Source organism: Sphingobium agri, from assembly GCF_023051225.1.
In the GTDB taxonomy this organism is placed as follows: Bacteria; Pseudomonadota; Alphaproteobacteria; order Sphingomonadales; family Sphingomonadaceae; genus Sphingobium; species Sphingobium agri.
In genome coordinates this window covers 222,965-244,806 of record NZ_JALKHS010000008.1, presented here as the reverse complement: position 1 = coordinate 244,806, position 21,842 = coordinate 222,965, and the positions used below count along the sequence as shown (strand labels likewise).

Genomic DNA, 21,842 nt, shown 5'->3' with positions numbered 1-21,842 from the left:
TTTTCTGCTATGTGCGCCCTGAATTCATTTTAGGGACTCATCATGGCTGACAATCCAATGCTGAAATTCGTGGGAACGGGCCAAGCCTATCCCGAGAAGCGTTCGGCGGATGATCGCGCCGACGACTTCATGGAAATCAGCCGCAGCTTCCTGCTGGAGAAGGCGGAAGAACAGGCGTCGCGCTGCTCGCAATGCGGCGTGCCCTATTGCGCGACCCACTGTCCGCTGCACAACCACATCCCCGACTGGTTGCGCCTGACGGCCGAGGGACGGTTGCGCGAAGCCTATGAACTTTCCAACCTGACCAGCACGATGCCGGAGATTTGTGGCCGCATCTGCCCGCAGGACCGCCTGTGCGAAGGCAATTGCGTCATCGAATTTTCCGGTCATGGCGCGGTCACGATCGGGTCGGTCGAAAAGTTCATCACCGACACGGCTTGGAAGGAAGGCTGGGTAGAGCCGCTGGTGCCCGGCCAGCCGCTCGGCCAGTCGGTCGGCGTGATCGGCGCCGGTCCAGCGGGCCTGACTACTGCCGAATATCTGCGCGCCGCTGGCTATGACGTGCATGTTTACGACCGGCATGACCGCGCGGGCGGGCTGCTGACCTACGGCATCCCCGGTTTCAAGCTGGAGAAGGACGTCGTCATGCGCCGTGTCCAGCGGCTGAAGGATGGCGGCATTATCTTCCATGAGGGCTTCGAAGTCGGCCGCGATGCGTCGATGGAGGAACTGCGCAGCCGCCATGACGCCATCCTGATCGCGACCGGCGTCTACAAGCCGCGCGACATCAAGGCGCCGGGCGTCGGAGCCAAGGGCGTGATAAAGGCGCTCGACTTTCTCACCGCGTCCAACAAGGCGGGCTTTGGCGATGCAGTGCCCGAGCATGAGGACGGCACGCTGCACGCCAATGGCAAGAAGGTCGTAGTCATCGGCGGCGGCGACACGGCGATGGATTGCGTCCGCACCGCCATCCGCCAGGGTGCGACGTCGGTGAAGTGCCTTTATCGCCGCGACCGGGACAATATGCCCGGTTCGCAGCGCGAGGTGCAGAATGCGGAGGAGGAAGGCGTCGAGTTCGTCTGGCTCTCCGCGCCGATCGCGTTCGAAGGCACGGAACATGTGACCGGCGTCAAGGTGACGAAGATGCGCCTGGGCCAGCCCGACGCGTCCGGCCGCCGCGCGCCGGAAGCCGATCCGGGCACGGAATATACGCTCGAAGCCGACATGGTCATCAAGGCGCTGGGCTATGACCCCGAAGAGCTGCCAAAGCTGTTCGGCGCGGATGACCTGTCGGTCACGCGTTGGGGCACGCTGCGCGTCGATCACAAGACGATGATGACGTCGATGGACGGCGTGTTCGCTGCGGGCGACATCGTGCGTGGTGCTTCGCTGGTCGTATGGGCGATCCGCGATGGCCGCGACGTGACCGAGCATATGCACCGCTATCTGCGAGCCAAGGCGAAGGCGGCCGCCGGGGAAAGGCAAGCGGCGTGAGGCGGGCTTTCCGCTTTTCCCTGATCGGGGTGGCGCTGCTGGCCGCGCCGGCCGCCCTTGCGCAGGGCGCGCCTGACGCCGCGCGGGTGGCGGCTGCGCGCCCGGTCGTGGACAAGATCTTCCCGGTCGGCACCTATCGCCGGATGATGGACGGCACCATGTCCAAGATGATGGACAGCATGATGGACGGCATGATGAAGATGCCGATCGCTCAGTTCGCCCGCATTGGCGGTGTGCCGGAAGAGAAGCTGGCGGCGCTTGAGGAATCCTCGATGGAGCAGATCAGCGCGATCATCGATCCCAATTTCCGCCAGCGTACGAAGCTGGGCATGGATGCGATGATGGGGTCCATGGTCGACATGATGGACAGCTTCGAGCCCAAGGTGCGCGACGCGCTGACCCGCGCCTATGCGCGCAAGTTCGACGGCAAGCAGCTTGGCGAATTATCAGCGTTCTTCAAGACGTCGACCGGGGACCTGTATGCCCGCGAGTCCATGATGATGTTCATGGATCCGGAGATCATGGGCGAAATGCAGGCATTGATGCCCGAAATGATGAAGAAGATGCCGGAAATGGCAGCCAAGGCGGAGGCGGCGACAAAAAGCCTGCCGCCGCCGCGCAAGATCGCCGACCTGTCGCAAGAGGAACGCGGCAAGTTGGCGAAGCTGTTGGGTGTCAAGGCGAGCGACCTGAAGGACGGCGCCGCCACGAGTGACGAAGGAACGAAGTGATGAGCGATCAGACCCCCTATATGGCGAGCCCCGAAGAGCGCGCGCGCCTTGCCGCCGAGGGCATGTATCATCCGGAGATGGAAGGCGATGCCTGCGGCGTCGGCCTTGTCGCCGCGACGGATGGTCGTCCGAGCCGCCGCGTCGTCGCTTCGGCGATCGATGCACTGAAGGCCGTGTGGCACCGTGGCGCTGTCGATGCGGATGGCAAGACTGGCGACGGCGCGGGCATCCATGTCGACCTGCCGGTGCGCTTCTTTGACGATGCGATTGCCGATTCGGGCCACAAGCCCCTGCCCAACCGCCTCGCCGTCGGCATGATCTTCCTGCCGCGTACGGATCTGAGCGCGCAGGAGACCTGCCGCACGATCGTCGAGAGCGAGATCATCGACGCGGGCTACACCATCTATGGCTGGCGCCAGGTGCCCGTCGACGTGTCGGTCATCGGCGAGAAGGCGCAGCGCACCCGTCCGGAAATCGAGCAGATCATGATCGCCGGGCCGATGCCTGAAGAGCGCGACCAGACCGAGTTCGAAAAGGACCTCTACCTCATCCGCCGCCGGATCGAGAAGAAGGTGATCGCCGCGCAGATCCAGGATTTCTACATCTGCTCGCTGAGCTGCCGGTCGATCATCTACAAGGGGCTGTTCCTCGCCGAATCGCTGTCGGTCTTCTATCCCGACTTGCAGGACGAGCGGTTCGAGAGCCGGGTGGCGATCTTCCATCAGCGCTATTCGACCAACACCTTCCCGCAATGGTGGCTGGCCCAGCCGTTCCGCACGCTCGCGCATAATGGTGAGATCAACACCATTCGCGGCAACAAGAATTGGATGAAGAGCCACGAGATCAAGATGGCCTCGCTGGCCTTCGGTGATCATAGCGAGGACATCAAGCCGGTGATCCCGGCGGGCGCTTCGGATACCGCTGCGCTTGACGCCGTGTTCGAGGCGATCTGCCGGTCGGGCCGTGACGCGCCGACGGCAAAGCTGATGCTGGTGCCCGAAGCTTGGCAGGCCGCCGCTGGCGAAACGCCGCAGAGCCATGTCGACATGTATGAATATCTCGCCTCCGTCATGGAGCCGTGGGACGGTCCGGCCGCGCTGGCGATGACCGATGGTCGCTGGGTCGTGGCGGGCGTAGACCGCAACGCGCTGCGTCCGCTGCGCTACACGCTGACCGGCGACAATCTGCTGATCGTGGGTTCGGAAACCGGCATGGTCGTGGTGCCCGAAACCACCATTGTGAAGAAGGGCCGCATGGGCCCCGGCCAGATGATCGCGGTGGACCTGCAGGAAGGCGAAATCTACGACGACCGCGCGATCAAGGACCAGATCGCGGGTGAGCGGCCCTATGCCGAGCTGATCAAGGACTTCATGAAGGTCGGTGATCTGCCCCAGGCTGACAGCGCCCTGCCCGCATGGGACAAGGCGGAACTGACGCGCCGCCAGGTGGCCGCCAATCTGTCGCTGGAGGATATGGAGCTGATCCTCGCCCCAATGGTCGAGGACGCCAAGGAAGCCGTCGGATCGATGGGCGACGACACGCCGCTGGCGGTCATTTCCGATAAGCCGCGTACCGTCAGTCACTTCTTCCGCCAGAATTTCAGCCAGGTCACCAACCCGCCGATCGACTCGCTGCGCGAACGGCATGTGATGAGCCTGCGCACGCGCTTTTCCAACCTGCACAACATATTGGAGCAGGAAGCGCAGAACAGCCATGTGCTGGTGCTGGAATCGCCGGTGCTGATTTCGTCCGAATGGGCGCGGCTGAAGGCCCATTTCGGCCCGGCGGTTGCGGAAATCGACTGCACCTTCCCGGCGGAAGGCGGGCAGGAGCAGCTGCGCGCCGCCATCGCCCGCATCCGCGAGGAAGCCGAGCAGGCGGTGCGTGAAGGCCGCACGGAAATCTTCCTGACCGACGAGCATATCAACGCCGACCGGGTCGCCATCGCTGGCGTGCTGGCGGCGGCGGCGGTGCACACGCACCTCGTCCGCAAGGGCCTGCGCAGCTACGCGTCGATCAACGTCCGCTGCGCCGAAGCGCTCGACACCCATTATTTCGCGGTGCTGATCGGCGTCGGCGCGACCACGGTGAACGCCTATCTGGCCGAAGCGAGCATCGCGGATCGCCATGCGCGCGGCCTGTTCGGAGATCTGGCGCTTGAGCAGTGTTTCGAACGGTTCCGCACGGCCATCAACGAAGGTCTGCTGAAGATCATGTCCAAGATGGGCATCGCGGTCATCAGCAGCTATCGCGGCGGCTATAATTTCGAAGCGGTGGGTCTGTCGCGCGCGCTGGTGAACGACCTGTTCCCCGGCATGCCCGCGAAGATTTCCGGCGAAGGCTATGCGTCGCTGCACCATAATGCGGTGCTGCGCCATGAAGCGGCCTATGACAGCGCGGCCGTGCGCCTGCCGGTCGGCGGCTTCTACCGCCAGCGCAATGGCGGGGAGAGCCACGCCTATTCCGCGCAGCTGATGCATCTGTTGCAGACGGCGGTGGGAACGGACAGCTATTCGACCTATCTGCAATTCTCGCGCGGTGTGCGGGATCTGCCGCCGGTCTATCTGCGCGACCTGCTGGAGTTCAACTTCGCGCGGGAGGCTGTGCCGATCGACGAGGTCGAGGCGACAACGGAAATCCGCAAGCGCTTCGTGACGCCGGGCATGTCGCTGGGTGCGCTCAGCCCTGAGGCGCATGAGACTCTGGCGATCGCGATGAACCGCATCGGTGCGAAGGCCGTGTCGGGCGAAGGCGGGGAGGATGCGAACCGCTTCAAGCCCTATGAGAATGGCGACAATGCCAACAGCGTGATCAAGCAGATCGCTAGCGGCCGCTTTGGCGTGCATGCCGAATATCTAGGCAGCGCCGAGGAAATCGAGATCAAGGTCGCGCAGGGCGCCAAGCCCGGCGAAGGCGGCCAGCTGCCCGGTTTCAAGGTGACCGAGTTCATCGCCAGGCTGCGCCATTCGACGCCCGGCGTGACGCTGATCTCGCCGCCGCCGCACCATGACATCTATTCGATCGAGGATCTGGCGCAGCTCATCTACGACTGCAAGATGATCAACCCGCGCGCGCGGGTCTGCGTCAAGCTGGTGAGCCAGGCTGGTATCGGCACAGTGGCGGCGGGCGTGGCGAAAGCGCATGCCGACGTCATCCTGATCGCGGGCCATGTCGGCGGCACGGGCGCAAGCCCACAGACGTCGATCAAATATGCGGGCACGCCTTGGGAAATGGGCCTGTCGGAAGCCAATCAGGTGCTGACGCTCAATGGCCTGCGCCATCGGGTCAAGCTGCGGACCGATGGTGGTCTCAAGACCGGCCGCGACATCGTGATCGCTGCGATCCTGGGCGCGGAGGAGTTCGGCATCGGCACGCTGAGCCTGGTCGCCATGGGCTGCATCATGGTGCGCCAGTGCCACAGCAACACCTGCCCCGTGGGCGTCTGCGTGCAGGATGAAAAGCTGCGCCAGAAGTTCACCGGCACGCCGGAGAAGGTCATCAACCTCATGACCTTCATCGCCGAGGAAGTGCGCGAGATCCTGGCGCGGCTGGGCTATCGCAGCCTGGACGAGGTGATCGGGCGGACGGAACTGCTGAAGCAGGTCAATCGCGGCGCCGAGCATCTCGACGACCTCGACCTCAACCCCATCCTTGCCAAGGTGGATGCGCCCGACGATCAGCGGCGCTTCAGCCTGACGGAATGGCGCAACGAGGTGCCCGACAGCCTGGACGCGCAGATGATGCGCGATGCCAAGGCGGTGTTCGAGCGGGGCGAGAAGATGCAGCTGACCTATACGGTCCGCAACACGCATCGCGCCGTGGGCACGCGGCTGTCGGCGGCGGTAACGGAGCGGTTCGGCATGTCTGCCCTTGCGGACGGGCATCTGACCGTGCGCCTGCGTGGGTCGGCCGGTCAGTCGCTGGGCGCATTCCTTTGCAAGGGCATCACGCTGGAAGTCTTTGGCGACGCCAACGACTATGTGGGCAAGGGCCTGTCGGGCGGCACGATCGTCGTGCGCACCACCGTGTCCTCGCCGCTGACCAGCAAGGACAACACGATCATCGGTAACACCGTGCTGTATGGGGCAACGGCGGGCAAGCTGTTCGCGGCGGGCCAGGCCGGTGAGCGCTTCGCCGTCCGCAACTCGGGCGCGCAGGTGGTGGTGGAAGGCTGCGGCGCCAATGGCTGCGAATATATGACCGGCGGCATGGCGGTGATCCTGGGCAAGACGGGCGCGAACTTCGGCGCGGGCATGACCGGCGGCATGGCGTTCATCCTGGACGAGGATGGCAGCTTCGAACAGCAGGCCAATCCCGAAAGCATTGTATGGCAGCGGCTGGAAAGCGCCCATTGGGAAGCGCAGCTCAAGGCGTTGATCGCCGAACATGCGGTGACGACCGACAGCAAATGGTCGAACACGATCCTGGATGATTGGGATCGCTGGCGGCGGTATTTCTGGCAAGTGTGCCCCAAGGAGATGGTGCACCGGCTCGCTCATCCGCTGAGCGATCCGCCTGCCGCGGTAGTGGCCGCCGAGTAAGAGGAAGGGGAGGAAAGCGAAATGCTTCCTCCCCTTTTTCTATGACGGTGCGAAGGGCCTCGTCCCGCCCCTTGCTTTTTAGCTCAGCTAATAGGAAGTCACTGTTGCTGCGGGCGTCCGATCGAATGCCGGCTGGCTGCCTTGCGCCAGTTGAGCGGGGTGGGGCGGCGCATCATCGCCGTTTGCGAAACGCTCTATATTCGCGGGCAGGCGGTGAACCGGTGAGGGCGGCGCGTCGGCCAGAGGCTGCCAGTCGGTATCGGTTTGTACATCCTGCGCTTCATACCGCTGAACCGCCGGATCGTCATAGCCGCTCCAGCTTCCCATCATCGCGGTCATCTGCCGCTGCGCCAAGGTTGGGCCGCAGCCCTTGCAGTCGATTTCCTCGGGCCCGGCCAGATCACCGCCATCCGTCGCAATGACAGGATCAGGAGATGCGGAATAGGAGGATTCGATGTCGGTAAACGCCACGCGCGGCGGGGTCGTCGCATAGAGGCCGAGCGCCAGTCCGCTCGTCAATGCGGCTCCGGCGCTTGCCAGGCTGAACAACCAGAATCGAGCGGACATGCGACCTTCTCCTTTTCCGCCCTCGCCCACGGACTTCACCATCCTTCGGCAAAAGAAACGCGCATGACGATCGGTTGTTGCATGGCCTTGAAGCCTTTGCTAAGGGCCGCCTCCTACCAAGGCACCGGCCCCGCCGGTTTCCCTTCAGATGTGCGGTCGTGGCGGAATTGGTAGACGCGCAACGTTGAGGTCGTTGTGGCCGAAAGGCCGTGGAAGTTCGAGTCTTCTCGACCGCACCAAACAGTTTTCGAAGCAAACCAAATTCACCCCCTCGGGGGCGTCCCGCGTGAATGCGGCGCGGTTCCGCGGCATTTCGCGGCGCATCCTTTCCAGCCTGAAGGCAGAGACGCGGCTCCGGCCTTGGTTGGCGGCACAAGAACGGCCGGATTCTCTGTCGAGAATAACCCGGCTTCACTGTGGTTTGCTTGATGGTTGGGCGATCAGCCAGCGAAGCCGAACAGCCGCTCCTGCTCAGCCCATTCGATCGGCAGGTTCGCCGCGAGGAGGAGTTGGCGATTGAAATTCTGGGGTTGGGAACCCTCAACGATCGCTTCGACAATCCGCGGACTGAGCCACGCGAGGCGCAGCAGGCGGGCGAGATGGGTCCGGCAGCGCCCTTCGCGCTTGCCGATCTGGTGAAGGCTGAGCTCGGGGTTGGATTGGACAAGCTCCAGAGCGACGTGCCCGTCGGCCAGCAGTGCGAGCAAGTCGTCTTTCACTGGCTTTCCGGGCTTTCCGCCATCGATCCTCAGCTTCGCCTCGCGGAACGGCTTGCGGGCCGGGAGGGGAATGCTGAAACGCCAGCATGGCTGATTGGCCAGACCGAGAGCGGCAGGCTTGAGGGTCAGATCAAGACCGCCGCTCTCCACCTTGATCAGCGCGACCAGTGATCGGATCGCAGCCTGTGCATCGCTTGGCCGCGTGAGGCGCGTAGCGAGGAGTTTGGCTCCCTCGAACATGGCGCGGAGCAGGTCGGCCTGTTCGAGGTTTGCCAACCAACGCAAGCGATGATCATCGCCGAGCAGCATGCCAAGGTGAAGCAGAACATGCCCGTCGAGCAGGCCCTGCGTAAACCGGGTCGATGGCGGATCTGCAGGGCGGGCAAGGTCTTTCCGGGTCTCGTAATAGGCGTAACGGCGAGTTCCCTTGGTGGTATAGGTCGGTACGATCTGCCGTTGGTGCCGATCGACGACCAAACCAACCAGCAGCGCGTTCTGCCGGTCATTCTTGGATCGCTTACGCGGCGGAGCCTTCTCCCGGAGCTGCATCTGGACGCGCTCCCATAGATCCTCGTCCACGATCGCCTCGTGCTCCCCGTCATGGGCTTTGTCCTTGTGGACGATCTTACCCCGGTAAACCGGATTCTTGAGCAGGTAGAACAGGCTGCCCCGCCGGAACGGGATGCCGCCGCGATGCGGACCGCTCACTCGGCGCTGCACCTTGGTGACGACGCCTTCCGCTCGAAGCTGCTCAAGCAAAGCCGGTACCGACCGGGTCTCGAGGTAGCGTCGCATGATCGTCCTGACCCGCTCGGCCTCCTCTGGCACCGGCATCAGCTTGCGCTCGACCACCTCATAGCCGAGCGGTACAGGCCCGCCCATCCACAGGCCCTTCTTCTTCGAGGCAGCGATCTTGTCGCGGATGCGTTCCCCGGTGACTTCGCGCTCGAACTGGGCAAACGACAGCAGGACATTCAGCGTCAGCCGTCCCATGCTGGTAGTCGTGTTGAATGCCTGCGTTACCGATACGAAACTGGCCTGCTTCGCATCGAGCCGTTCGACGATCTTGGCGAAGTCGGCAAGACTGCGGGTCAGCCGGTCGACCTTGTAGACGACGATGACATCAACCAGCCCGGCGTCAACATCGCCAAGCAATGCCTTGAGACCTGGGCGCTCCATGTTGCCGCCCGAGAAGCCTCCATCGTCATAGTGACCTAGAACGAGATTCCAGCCTTCGTGGCGTTGGCTCAGGATATATGCTTCGCAAGCTTCACGCTGAGCATCGAGGCTGTTGAATTCCTGCTCCAGCCCATCTTCAGTGGACTTGCGAGTGTAAACCGCACAGCGCAGCAATTTCACTTCCTGGGCTCCGTCAGCCCGAAGAAGCGATTGCCGTTCCAATGCGAGCCGGTGATCGCCTTGGCCACCGCAGTCAGCGATCTCCAGCGTTGCCCGTTATATTCAAAGCCTTCGTCGAGCACGATCACCGTGTGGCCGACCCCATGCCAATCGCGTACCAGCCGGGTGCCGACGGTCAACTTGCGTGGCATCGGCTTCGTTGCGCGGTCCTCGTTGGGCGTTGCCGCAATCTGTCGTAGCAGCGACCTGGTCGATCGTTTGACCGTGCCCAGCCGTTGCGCCTGCAGCTTGTAGCCGATGCCCATGCGTAGCAGATCAACTGACATGTTGGGAGCGGGCGCGCCATAACAACGCGCCCACTCCACTTTAAGAACCTCAAATGGCAGCTCGGCAAGCCGTTCAAGGGTCATATGGGGCCTGCGCGCCATCAGACGGCTTCCACGCGATACACGCGGCCCGCACCCTTCCTTTTCTCGCTGATAATGACATGCCCCTTCTTCCTAAGGCCGGTCAGAGCGGCGCGGGTCGTGTGGGCCAGCCATCCGGTTGCTTCCACGATCTGTTCGATCGTCGCGCCATCTGCCCGTGAGAGCAGTTCAAGGACCAGGTCGGTCTTGCTGGCGTGCTGCTTGGGGGCCGGTTTGATTTCGATGGTATCGGGCATCGGGTGGTCTCCTGACATGGAGCGGCCCTGCGCCGCTTCCACGACCCGAGGCCCTGCCGATTCCATCGGTCAGGGCTCCAGCCGCACAGCGGCTGCGATTCAGTGACAACACCAATGCTCGGCGTGTCACAGAAGTCGAGGGGAATGTCGGGTTCGTTGGACACCGCGTAATTGATTTAGCCACCCTCCTGGATGGTACGAAGTCGCCTTGGCGCTTCAATGCAGGAGGGTGACCGATGTCGATCTTTGCTGGTTTGGATGTGAGTGACAAGACCACCCACCTTTGTGTGGTCGATGCCGACGGCGCGGTTTTGAAGAGGGATGTCGGAGCAAGCGATCCCGAGGCACTTGCAAAGTGGCTCGGCAAGCATTGCCCGGGGCTGGTCCGCGTGGTGCTGGAGACCGGACCACTATCGACATTCTTGTATCATGGCCTGGTCGAGCGCGGCATCCCGGTGGAGTGCATCTGCGCCCGCCACGCCAACGGCGTGTTGGCGGCGCGCGTGAACAAGAGCGATGTGCATGACGCTGAAGGACTGGCGCAGCTGGCGCGCACGGGCTGGTTCAAGCGCGTGCACATGAAGGCATCCGCGACGCATATCGATCGGGCGGCGCTGCGCATCCGCGCGCAACTGATCACTGCGCGGGTCGCTATGGGCAACCAGCTGCGCGGACTGCTGAAGTTGTTCGGCCTGCGCCTGGGCGCCACCCACACTCCCGGCAAGCGTCGCGAGCGGCTGAATGCCTTGTACCAGCAGCGGCCGGATCTCGAGCTGCTGTTTGCACCTCTCGTTGCATCGATCGAGGTCATCGAAGACCAGCTGCGTGCTTCCAACCGACTGCTGGAAAGTCGGGCGACCGAAGACCCTGTTTGTAGCCGGCTCATGACTGTTCCTGGTGTCGGGCCGATCACAGCGTTGACCTTCACGGCTACCATCGAAGATCCTCGTCGCTTCGCCCGTAGTGAGGATGTCGGAGCCTATTCCGGCTTAGCTCCACGGCGAAGCCAATCCGGTGAGCGTGACGTGCGCGGCAACATCTCCAAGGCGGGCGACCCGATGTTGCGCCGATCACTTTACGAGGCAGCCAACATCATGCTGTGCCGTGTGCAGCGACCATTCGCGTTGCAGCAATGGGGGCAGCGGATCGCCGAATCCAGGGGCAACAAGCGAGCGAGGATCGCGGTCGCACGCAAGCTCGCCGTTCTACTTCATTCGCTATGGTTGAACGAGACGGAGTTCCGCTGGGTATGACGCCAGCGGCCCTCTTCCCGGTCAGCCATGCCAGGGTGATCTCGCCCGGACTGTAGAGGCGACGACCTCGAGTTGACCCAGAGACACCCACCCTATTCGCCCGGCCGCGATCATGAAGGCTCGGATACAACGCCACCAAACGCCGTCCGATGACCTCGAAGACAACCATTGGCACCGGGAAAAGGAATGACCATGCGAAAATCAATTAGACAACACTCCGGTTAGTCCCCTTTGGAGATCGAAAAGGCGAAAAGCTGCCGTTTACGACGATCGGCGGCAGCGTCAGCAACGCGCCTCAAGAGTTGCCGTTCAATGAGCTGATCTTGATCCCAAAAGCTGCCGCCGGAGTGGTCTGAGATGGGTCTAATCTCGCCGTGTAGCAAACGCCGCTACCACTTCTCTGGCTGCGGTCGACCCGGAGTCTGCTAGAATGGCGAGGACCGCGCGCCCACTGGTGCGTACATCATTACTCGAGTCGGAAAGAGGCTTGAGCAAGACGGCCGCCTTGTTCGCCAACCCGTTATAGGACCAGAAGCTTTCATCGGGCCCGTGGAGCTGGGTCCAATGCGCCAGCCATGGCAGGAACCAGCGCACCCGCTGGTCGGGGCTCATGCGTTCGACGATCTGGATCACCGAATAGGCGCCCGCCGGCAGATGCGCGGTCGCGCGCACCCAGCGATCGACCGCGCCGAGAACATCCTCCAGATGGGGCCAGTCCGGGGGCAATGGTGTGTAGTAAGGCCCGACGAAACCCGCCGCCCCGGCGCCATGCGACAGGTGATCGTACCGACCGCGACGCTTTGGAATCGCGTGCTCTAGCATCCAGTCCGCGGCAGGCTGCCAGCTTGACCAGAAGCCGGCGTCAGGCCGTTCGCCGCTTTCCACGAGGGATGCCATCGCACCTTCGAGATACTCGCCGACCAGATCTTCGGGCCGGTCGTGACGGGAAAATGCGATCAACGCCGTCCATTCATCCCCGCCCCCATGGGCGACCGTGAACCGGCCCAGTTCCTTGGCGAGCCCGTGACCCCATTCATAGGGAAACTGGCGATCGTGCCGATCGGTGTCCTCCGAATAGGCGCGTGTCCATTCGACAAGCTTGGTCAAATAGGTCGAAAATAGCGCGTGGTACTTGCCGCCATCGGTGAGGCGGGCCCAGTCGAGGCCCTTGGTCAGCGCCAGCGCTCGACCCCAACTGAGGACGCGTTTGGCCGGCATATAGAGCCGTTGCAGCGGGCGCGGCCATTTGCCGGTCCAGACCCATTTCCAGCTATCGGGGGCGGGAGGCAGCAGTGGCGCGCGAACCCCGTGAGAACCAAGCGCCCAGCGCATCGCTCGCCTGCGCTCCCGGGCATTTTGGAGCTTCGCCTTGTCGCGCTGCCGGTCGCCGCGCCACCACCAGCCTATATTGACGACGCAGGTGTCGAGCGCGGCGATGTGCAGCGCCCGCACGAAATCAGGGCGCAGCGACCATTGCAGTCCTTCAAGAGCCCCTTGGGCGATCGCGTGCACGCGGTGCAGTGCAAGGAAAGTGACTTGGACGTCGATGGTCGCGTTCGCAGGCCCTCGGCTCGCTAGGCTTGCCAAGCCCCATGCGGCCAAGACCTGAAAGTCGTCGAACAATATCGCATAGCCGTCGACATCCTCACGCTCGCCCCCCGATGCTCCGAGCAAAAGCCAGTGTTCGATCCAGGCGCGACGGGTGGCCAGTTCCGCTTCGTTCAAATGCCTTGCAGCAACTGCTGCCGTGCCGACGATGGCGGCGGCGCCAAACGTGCGCGCAAGATCCAGATGAGCATTATCGGCATCCTCGAGCGCGGCGGCGAGTTGGGTTGCGCGCTCGATCGCGTCGGCAATGGGTATGGCCTGCGAGAGGCTTCGCTGTTCGCGGGTGGCGCGGATCCAGTTCGCAAGCGCGGTGGCCTCGCCGAGCAAGCGGTTGGCCGTGCCCATCGCTTCCATCTCGGGCAGCGCTTCCTCGGGTGGGGAGATGCTGACCTTCACACCTTGCTTGGCTTCTTCGAAGACGAGTTGCCCGGGATCGCCATCCGACCGGAATCGTTCGATTTGCGCGGTCCGCTCCGACACGAGCGCCTGGTTATCCAACTCGTCCTCGAAGCTGGAGAGATCATCTGCGGTCCAGGCGAGCCGCGCGGCATCGAAGCGCTGGCGCACCTCGCCGCCGGTCATCAGCCGGAACGGCAGAAGCAGAGCATGGTGGAGCGGACTGCGCTTCATGTGGCGCTGATGATTGCGCTCGTTCGCCTGAAAATGGATATTCTCGGCCGAGAAGACACCGATCCGATGCGCTCCCCCTTGATCGTCGATGTGCCGGTGGATGTCATATTCCCAAAGGCGGGGCAGTGCGAGGAAGGCGCCCGCGGAGTCGATGGCGCCCGCCGTGTTCACTTGCTCGCTCACGATCGCGATCAGGGGCGTTGCGGTGGCGACAAGGCCCTGATCTTGGAGCACTAGATCGATCAGCTCGGCAACGGGGCGGCCGACTTCGGCCTGACGGCCAAGCCAGTCGTCGAGCGCGAGATAGACCGATCCCAGAACGTTCGATCCGAGAATGCCGCGCGACCATCGATAGACCGGATCGTCGCCCCACAGCGTGACCTTGCGGTGGCCCAAGTCGATGACAAGGGGCCGGGGTCGCCTCCTATCGTAACATTTGGAACGCCACCGCCAATGCACGCTCGCACGCCGCTCGAGCGCATGGAACAGGCGAAGCGCCTGTGCCGAATCCGCTTCGAATAATTGATCGAGGCCGGCCCGCAAGGCTGAGGAGGGCGACATGCCCTGGTCGCTGCCGAGACCAGCGCGCTCATAATCATGCCATTGGAACAGCTCCCCGCCTAACGGGCCATCGCGGCGCGCGCGGCGCCGGCGGGGGAGGAACTGGCGCAGGCAAAGGTCGGTCCATGCCTGCGGGAGCTTTGCCGGAACTCTGCCATGCGACTCGATGATATCCGTTCGCGGGCGTCCGAGACTCTTTCCGGTCGTGAGGCGTCGCAGATAGGCATTAACCGTCGAGGGCGAGGACTCCACGCATGCGACGAGCACCTCGCGGAGGCGGTCTTCGACCTTCTCCCAGCCACGATAGTGGTCAAGCTTTACCCCGAACGGCTCTCGGCGATCGTCAAACGTCTCGACATAGCAGGCGTCCTCGATCTCGATCAGCCATTCGTGCACGATCTTGGCGAGGCCTTCGGAGAAGCCATTGGGAATATTCGCCGTGGCCCGCGCGAATATCGCTGCGACCTCCGAGAGCCGCGGCACAAGCTTTCCTGGCCATTCCCGCCAATGCGGTAGCGACCACCTCAGGAACGGAACCCAGCTCGGGTAGTGGGGCTGCCGCCAATAGGCCGCCATGGTGTAGCGGGTCTCTTCATCCCGGTCCGCGAGCAGAGCAAACATCCGTTCGTCGAGGCGCGTTTCGAAGACGATCAGCGTGTCGAGCACGCGCAACAACAGGCTGGCCTTGTCGGAGAGGAGGTTCTCGGACAGGCGCGCCAATATCTCGTCGGAGCGTTCCGAATAGAGTGGTGCCGCGAGCACCGCGCGAGCCCAGGCCGGGTCCAGCCCTTCTGCGGCGTCTAGATTGGCGAGCATTTCCCGCCATCCTGCGACGTCACCCGTCTCCAGGAGCAGCTGGGCGCTCAACCTGACGGCCCGGAGCCACCAGAGCGGTTGATCGGCGGCGGCAAGGATTGCCGGGAGTTCGCTGCGCCGGGCATTGAGGTGCCGGGCGAGCAGCCAGTCCTCGTGCACGTCATGGACCAGGCGAAACGCATCGCGGTTCGGGAGCTGAAGGACGGTACCTTCGTCGATCAGCGCCTGCAGCCCGTCCGGATCTATCTCGGATCGGCCGGGGAGCCGGACGGGCACCGACACGAGCGCCGCTCCGATTTCGGCCAGCGCCCTGCTTCGCCGCGCCTCCCCAGACGCCCAGGCGTCGGCGATGTCGAGCTCGGTCCATGTCTCGGCCGGCGGTGTCCCCCGCTTGAGCAGTTCCCGGATCAGGAACAGCGAACGGTTCTGGCGGCCCAGGTCGCGACGCGCCAATAGCGGTGCAAAGCTTGGAAACGCTTGGGCCAGCAGTTTGGTATCAGCATCGGTGATGCCTTCGACGGCGACCGGGGTTCCCGTTTCGGTGATCCCGGCTTCGACGAGCGCGTCCGCGACCAAGTCCCGATCCTGGTAAGAGCGGGCGCTGGTAACGATCCGCCAGCGGTCGCGGTTTTGAGAGCCTGCAATTGCGCGGAAGAGATCGAGGACGACCCCGCGTCCGGCCGACATCAGCAAGCGATCGGCGCCGTCGATCACGCACAATGCCTCGCCATCGCTACTGGCCAGATCGATCAATTCCGCCGGGTCGCTATCGACGCCGAGTTGCGAGCAATGCTGGACGAGGCTGGTCGCGGACACGCGATTGTCCTTGAGCACGATACGCGGCCCATCGAAGGCCTGCGCGAGACGCTTCAGGATCGCGGACTTGCCCGTGCCGCCGTCGCCCGTCAGCCGGACAACGCGTTCCTCGGCAAAGGCCTCGCTCGCGCGTCTCCAGGTCTCGGGCCGTTCTATGGCAATCTCGGTTGAGCCAAGCCGGAGCGTGTCGTAGATGCTGGCTAGCGCGGCGTCCCCGGCCGTCGCGACCCGCGCGAGGTCATCCTGTGCCGCCGGGGCCTGCTCAGGGTAGAATTGCCGGATGACAGGGTGGTGCTGCGCGATAAGCGCCAGCAGCGAACCCCATCCCAGGACTTCCACCGGGAACTGCCCAACAGCAACCCGCGCCGTGCTTGTCTTTCGCGCATGTTCCTGAAGTTTGGCGTCGTCAGGCGCGGTGGTGACAAAAATCCAACGGGATAGGTCCGGCTGAAAATTGCCAGCCTTAACAAGCTCCGCATCAAACTCGGCCTTGGTGGCTTTGGATCCGTATCCGAGATCCTTGCCCTTGCACTGAACGCCAACCCAGCTACCGGGCTGATCCAAGAGCTCGACAAAGACGTCAACACCATGCTGGGGCTGTCCCCGGCGACCGTTTTTCGAAGCGAGGGGGTTTTTGAAGACAGCTGCAAATAAGGCGCGGCAGAGTTCTTCGAACGTCTCCCAGTTGCTGGGTGGTGCGATTTGCTTGTCTAAAAAATCCACTACATTGCCCACCTGTTGAGGCTAACTTCCTCACATCGGCGCACAGCTTAGTCCAGTGTGTTTTCTGCGAGCCATCGTTTGCGAACAGTGACCGCCGCTGAACCATGATCGGTCCGCGTCGTTGCAATCGCGATCCTCGCTATTGCGCGTTTCGCTTGAACGCGCGAGCGATCGCTCGCACATCTGGGGGATGGCAGAAGAGGGGTCCAGTATCCACACCGAGCATGGATCGAGCCCGGCATCGCGCGGTGCGGCCGGCGCCTATATCGAAGGCGAGCTCGGCGCGCTCTATCTGCTGGCGATCCTGACCGGCAATAGGGCGCCGGGGCTGCCCGATGCGCGCGTAACCAGCGTGCGCCTCCAGGGAGTCGAGCAAGGTTTCAAGCTCGACGACCTCATCATCAAGGGCGTCGGCGCCAGAGGGGATGCGCTGCTCGAAATCCAGTCGAAGCGCGACATCCAGTTTTCGCCAAAGGACGCGGTCTACAAGGACGTCACCCATCAGATCGCCAGCAGCACGATCGGCGACGTGCCGGCGGAGCGCCATCTGTTCGGGATCGCCACGCAGCGTACCAGCCGCAAGATTTCGGGCGCCTATCAGGATGTGCTGGGCTGGGCGCGCAGCGCAGAAACAGCGTACGAGTTCTTCACTCGGCTGGGCGCCAAGGGCGTGGCGAACGACGACATGCGCGCGTTCGTCGCGACGACGCGCGCGCATCTGGTCGCGGGCGGTGTCGCCGACGAGGATGAGGCGATCTGGCGGCTGCTCCGCCGGATGCTGATCCTCGAATTCGATTTCGAGGCAAGTGCGCCGATCGCGCGGACCTATGGTCTGGCGCTTGCGCGGATGGCGCTGGCCGACGAGCAAGTCGCACGCGCCGAGGCGCTGTGGAGCCGGCTGGTCGATCTCTCGATCCAGACAGGCACGCGGGGTGGCGAAATCGACGCTGCCGCGCTCAAGGCCAATCTCGCCGAGGCCGATTTCAAGCTCGCCGGCGAACGCGATTACGGCCCGGCGCGCGCGCGGCTCGCCGAACTCGCGCATAACACCCTCGCGCAGATCGGTACGAGCGTCGCGGGCGTGACGCTGCCGCGGCTGATGGAGGTCGCGGCGCTCGACGAGGCGGCGGAGACGCAGCGCTTCATCGTCGTGCGCGGCGATACCGGTGTCGGCAAGTCTTGGGTGCTGCGCCACCATGCCGAGCGCGTCGCCGCGCGCGCGCCGATCATCGTCCTCGACCGTGAGGCGACACCGCCAAGCGGCTGGCTGTACCTGGCGAACGCGCTCGGAATCCCCGGATCGGCCGACGCCTTCCTGACCGATCTGGCGGCGAGCGGCGGGGCGTATCTCTTCATCGACGGCATCGACATGATCGACGATGCGGGGCGCCAGCGCACGATCAGCGAGTTGCTGCGGGCAGCTTCCACTATTCCCGGCTTCACGGTGATCGCGACCGCACGGCGGGGCGGCGCCAGCGACGCCATTCCCTGGCTCGACGCTGGAATCGCGACCGCGCTTGGCGGGCTGCATGCGGTCGAGGTCGGGGCGCTGTCGGACGAGGAAGTCGCGATCCTGGTCGACCAGGCGCCCGAACTCGGCATGCTGCTCGATGCCAGCCATCCCGCGGCCCAGCTTGCGCGCAATCTCTACCGCCTGTCGCGATTACTCCGCGAGCCGAGCGCCGCGTCGGTGCGGACCGAAGCCGAGCTCGCGCAGCTGTGGTGGACCAGTGCCGATGGCGCGCCTGCGGCCCAGGTGCGGGCAGCGCAGCGCATCCTCGAGGCGCTGGCGACCGCCGCGCTCAAGGGCGAGACCGGGATCGATCTCGCCGAGGATTCGCCGGCCCGCGACCATCTGCTGGCTGCGCAGTCGGTCCGCGAGGCCAGGCGCGACCGGCTCGATTTCTACCATGACGTGCTGCGCGACTGGGCGATCGGGACCTATCTCGTCGAAGACCCGTCCCGCTTGGCCGGTTTCGACCTGAGCGGGCCCGTATCGCCGCGCGTCGCCCGGGGCGTCGAAATCGCCGCGCGGCTCATGCTCGAGACGGGCAAGGATGCGAGCGCCTGGCTCGACCTGCTTGCGCATCTCTCGCCGCCGAGCGCGCACGGGTCGTGGCGCCGCCAGGCGATCCTTGCCCTCGTCCGATCCGAAGTCGCCATAGACGTGCTCGATAAGGCGAGCGTCTCGCTCCTTGCCGAGGGAGGCGCGCTTCTCGCCGAACTGTCCACCACGATCGTCGCGGTCGAGACGCAGGCGGCGGCAGACGTCATCACCCTGCCTGACGGATCGAAGGTCGATCTGCCACGGTCGTACCGGACCGATGTGACGGGATCGTCGGTCCTGGTGCTGCGCTGGGTGCTCGGCCACGCCGCCGAGATCCCCATGTCGGCGATCGGCGCGGTGGTCGAGCTGGTCGAGGTCCAGACCTTCTTCCTCAAGATGCTCCCCTCGCTCGCCGAGCGCACCGCCCGGCTGCTGTTCGGCTGGCTCTGCCAGCTCGATCTGCGCGACACCCCGGTCACGATCCCAGGAATGGACGGTCGCGCACGCTGGGCGAGCGACGTACGGCGGCAGACGATCGACAAGCTCCGGCTGATGACGATGCTGATCGGGTCGTTCGCGCCGGACGCGCTCAAGGCCTATCTCACCGCGATCACGAGCGACGGCGACCATCACAAGATGAAGGATCTGCGCCAATTCTCTAGCGTGATCGCGCCGGTCGCGCCGGCCGAGCTCGCGGCGATGGTCAAGGCGAGCCTGATCGAGAAGAAGGACAAACGGCGCGGGCGGGACCGGGCGATGGAGCGCGCCTTCAGCTTTGCCAACAGCGACTATCTGCCGCCGTCGCCCGCACAACCGCCGTTTCTCGACCTCCTGAATGCCGCGCCGGCTGAAGGACTGGCGCTGATCCGGGCACTGGTCGAGGAGGCGATCGCGTTTCGCACCGACGGGCGCGAGCCCGGCGACGATGGTATCGCAGTCGACTTTGGCGAGGGGCCGCGCTTCTTCCCCTGGGCCTGGAGCTATGGCTGGTCGCGGGGCCGCGGCAATGAATATGCGGCCGCCTCCGGGCTTTTGGCGCTGGAGGCGTGGAGCCAGAAGCGGCTCGATGACGGCGATACGGTCGAGGCGGTGTTGGCCGACATTCTCGGACCCGAGGCGAGCGCCGCCGCCTATCTGCTGATCGCGATCGATGTTCTCTTGTCGCACGGAACGGTCGCGCGCGGGCCGCTCGCGCCGTTCCTCGCCAGCCCGCGGCTGCTCGCCGACGATCGCACCCGGCAGATCCATGATCAGATGGGGTCGGGGCTCGACACGTTTGGGCTGAAGGAAGAGCCGAAGGGTCCGGTGCGCATGGCCGATCTTCGAGCACGCCCCTCGCGCGGCTATTCGCTGATCGACACCCTGCCGAATTTCCTCGCCGATGAGCCGGTCGGCAACGGGTTGCGGACAGCGCTCGCGGCCGCGGTCGAGACGCTTGAGCCTTATGGCGCGCACGCGACGTTGAGCGACCCGGAGCTGGCCGGACGGAACGCGCTCAACCTCCTTACCCGGGCGAACTGGTTCGAGCGGGACGACGGCAATCTCGAATATCGCTCGCCGCCGGTCGAGGCCGCGCATTTCGCGGCACTCGAAGCCAAGCGCGACGTGTCGGTCCAGGCAAGCGGCATGGAAGCGCGCATTTCGATGGCCGCCGAGGGCGGCGACTACGCGACTGCCGACACCGCGCGCGACGCGGTCGCCTATGCCGAGGGCGGCGTGCCCGATGGCAGCGATACCGACGTGCTCCAGTCACGCTCGACGCGGCTGATCACGACGGCGCTGCTGGTCGCGCGCGACGGCGACGACGCGCTGCTCGCGGCGAACGAAGCCTGGGTCCGGCAAGTGATCGCCATCGCGCTTGAGGAGAAATCCGATCGCGGCGGCGGCTCGCGCGACACGCTGCGCTACAACCGCCCGGCGATCGCGATCCTAGCGCTGATCCATCTCTGGGCGCGGCAGGGCCAGACCGCCGACCGCGATGCGCTGGTCGCGCTGGCGACACGACAGGACCGGGCGCCGGCCCCCGCGGTGGCGGCGGCGGTCCAGCGCATCCTCGAGATCGAGCCACGCCTCTTCAAGGCGATGATGCGCGCGGCTTTTGCCAGCATGACGTGGCGCTGGAAAAGCTACGAGCGGGAAGACGAGGCGCCCCACCCGGCGTTCGAAGCGGAACGTGCCGCCGGGATCGATGCGGCAGTAGCCGCCGAGCTGGCCTGGCTTGACGGCAGTGCGGAGCCGGACTGGCCAGCCTGGCCCGACGAGCGTCCGAAACTGCGCAGGGCTAGCCGGATGCGAGTGCCGGGACCGGTCACGCCGGAGGAGCTCGACGCCGACGACGCGCTCGCGACCGCGATCGACGCGTCGCCAGCCATCCTTCATGCCGATCATCGGGCGGCGGCTCAATGGCTCGCGATGATACAGTCGGCGCCTGCCGGCGCGATCGGCTGGCGGCAGGAGATCGTCTCGGCCTATGCCGAGTGGACGGGGCGAATGAACGGGCTGGGCTATGCGGCAGATGCCGAGGTCAGCCGCGACCCGAACGACTGGAATATGCACTATTACGCCTTCTACGCCGAGCGGCTACTCGACGGGGACGATGCGGCGTTCGCGGCCGACTTGCCCTTCGTGACTGACCTGCCGGACACGCCGTTCGGCGAAGTCGCGCAAACGGTGCAGCATGCTGCCGACGCGCTCTATTTCAACGACAGCGGCCGTGCGGCGGCGCGACCGGTGGCGCTACGCGCAAAGCTGGTCGGCCGTGTGATGACCCTCAACCGGTGGCAGCATGCCCGCGACCCTGCCGAAGCGCGGATCGACATGGAGAGCGGCGGCATCATCGCGAAGATGCTGTTCAACACCTATGGAATGATCAACGGGACGCACAGCTATTTGCCGCGCGCCCTGTTCGACAGGGTCGATCCCTTTCTGCCGGTGCTGCGCCCGATGCTGCCTGGCGGGCAGACCGTGTTCGTGGCGCGCTGCACGATGAACCTGTTGCTGGTTGCGCCGCGCGCGCGGCATCTCGACTTCCTGCTCGACGCAGCCGAGGCCTGGTTCGGCCGCACGACATCGCCGGGCCTCTGGATCGCGGCGGGCGTCGGCCGTCAGGTCGTGCAATGGTTCGAGGCGGTGGTGGTCGAGGACCCGGGGTTGCTCGCACCAGCGCATCCGGCGCGTGCGCGGATCGATCGGGCGCTGGGGCAACTGGTCGCGGTCGGTGTCGCCGAAGCGCATGATCTGGAGGGCCGTGTCACGGCGGCGGCCGAAGCCGCGACCGTGGCGCTCGTTCGCCGCACCCCGCCCGAATGAGAGT

10 protein-coding genes and 1 tRNA gene are annotated in these 21,842 nt (G+C 64.7%); 6 read left to right on the top strand and 5 right to left on the bottom strand.

Annotated features, from left to right (window positions below; genetic code table 11):
- The first annotated feature begins 42 nt into the window (after nt 1-42).
- Genes MU848_RS12280 through gltB form a run of 3 tightly spaced genes read left to right on the top strand, consistent with a single transcriptional unit; the run spans nt 43 to nt 6,766 of the window.
- On the top strand, nt 43-1,494 hold the full coding sequence (locus MU848_RS12280) for an NAD(P)-dependent oxidoreductase (RefSeq protein ID WP_247232491.1): 1,452 nt from the start codon (nt 43-45) through the stop codon (nt 1,492-1,494).
- Nucleotides 1,491-2,225 carry a DUF2059 domain-containing protein gene (locus tag MU848_RS12275; RefSeq protein ID WP_247232489.1) on the top strand — a complete coding sequence of 245 codons (735 nt, stop codon included), beginning with the start codon at nt 1,491-1,493 and terminating at the stop codon, nt 2,223-2,225. The genes MU848_RS12280 and MU848_RS12275 overlap by 4 nt, the downstream gene beginning before the upstream one ends.
- On the top strand, nt 2,225-6,766 hold the full coding sequence (gene gltB / locus MU848_RS12270) for a glutamate synthase large subunit (RefSeq protein ID WP_247232487.1): 4,542 nt from the start codon (nt 2,225-2,227) through the stop codon (nt 6,764-6,766). Before MU848_RS12275 ends, gltB begins: the two co-directional genes overlap by 1 nt.
- 87 nt (nt 6,767-6,853) lie before the next feature.
- Here the strand turns inward: gltB and MU848_RS12265 are convergent, their stop codons facing one another.
- A complete protein-coding gene (locus MU848_RS12265; protein ID WP_247232485.1) occupies nt 6,854-7,333 on the bottom strand; it encodes a hypothetical protein in 480 nt (159 codons plus the stop codon).
- 152 nt (nt 7,334-7,485) lie between these two features.
- Here MU848_RS12265 and MU848_RS12260 point away from each other — a divergent pair.
- Nucleotides 7,486-7,572: transfer RNA gene (locus tag MU848_RS12260), tRNA-Leu, on the top strand.
- 201 nt (nt 7,573-7,773) lie between these two features.
- Here MU848_RS12260 and MU848_RS12255 read toward each other — a convergent pair.
- From MU848_RS12255 to MU848_RS12245, 3 genes are read right to left on the bottom strand one after another with little or no spacing between them, the layout of a single operon-like run.
- Nucleotides 7,774-9,411 carry a recombinase family protein gene (locus MU848_RS12255; RefSeq protein ID WP_247232477.1) on the bottom strand — a complete coding sequence of 546 codons (1,638 nt, stop codon included), beginning with the start codon at nt 9,409-9,411 and terminating at the stop codon, nt 7,774-7,776.
- Nucleotides 9,408-9,839, bottom strand: a complete 432-nt coding sequence (locus MU848_RS12250) for a DUF2924 domain-containing protein (protein ID WP_247232475.1) — start codon at nt 9,837-9,839, stop codon at nt 9,408-9,410. Before MU848_RS12250 ends, MU848_RS12255 begins: the two co-directional genes overlap by 4 nt.
- Entirely contained in the window at nt 9,839-10,075 is a 237-nt protein-coding gene (locus MU848_RS12245) for a DUF3489 domain-containing protein (RefSeq protein ID WP_247232468.1), read from the bottom strand. The genes MU848_RS12250 and MU848_RS12245 overlap by 1 nt, the downstream gene beginning before the upstream one ends.
- Nucleotides 10,076-10,311: 236 nt before the next feature.
- Here MU848_RS12245 and MU848_RS12240 point away from each other — a divergent pair, with 236 nt between their 5' ends.
- Nucleotides 10,312-11,328 carry an IS110 family transposase gene (locus MU848_RS12240; protein ID WP_247232466.1) on the top strand — a complete coding sequence of 339 codons (1,017 nt, stop codon included), beginning with the start codon at nt 10,312-10,314 and terminating at the stop codon, nt 11,326-11,328.
- Nucleotides 11,329-11,691: 363 nt separating this feature from the next.
- Here MU848_RS12240 and MU848_RS12235 read toward each other — a convergent pair whose 3' ends face one another.
- Nucleotides 11,692-16,323: a hypothetical protein gene (locus MU848_RS12235; RefSeq protein WP_247232458.1), complete on the bottom strand. Its 4,632-nt coding sequence runs from the start codon at nt 16,321-16,323 to the stop codon at nt 11,692-11,694.
- A gap of 349 nt (nt 16,324-16,672) precedes the next feature.
- Here MU848_RS12235 and MU848_RS12230 point away from each other — a divergent pair, with 349 nt between their 5' ends.
- Entirely contained in the window at nt 16,673-21,838 is a 5,166-nt protein-coding gene (locus MU848_RS12230) for a hypothetical protein (protein WP_247232456.1), read from the top strand.
- Nucleotides 21,839-21,842 lie beyond the last annotated feature (4 nt).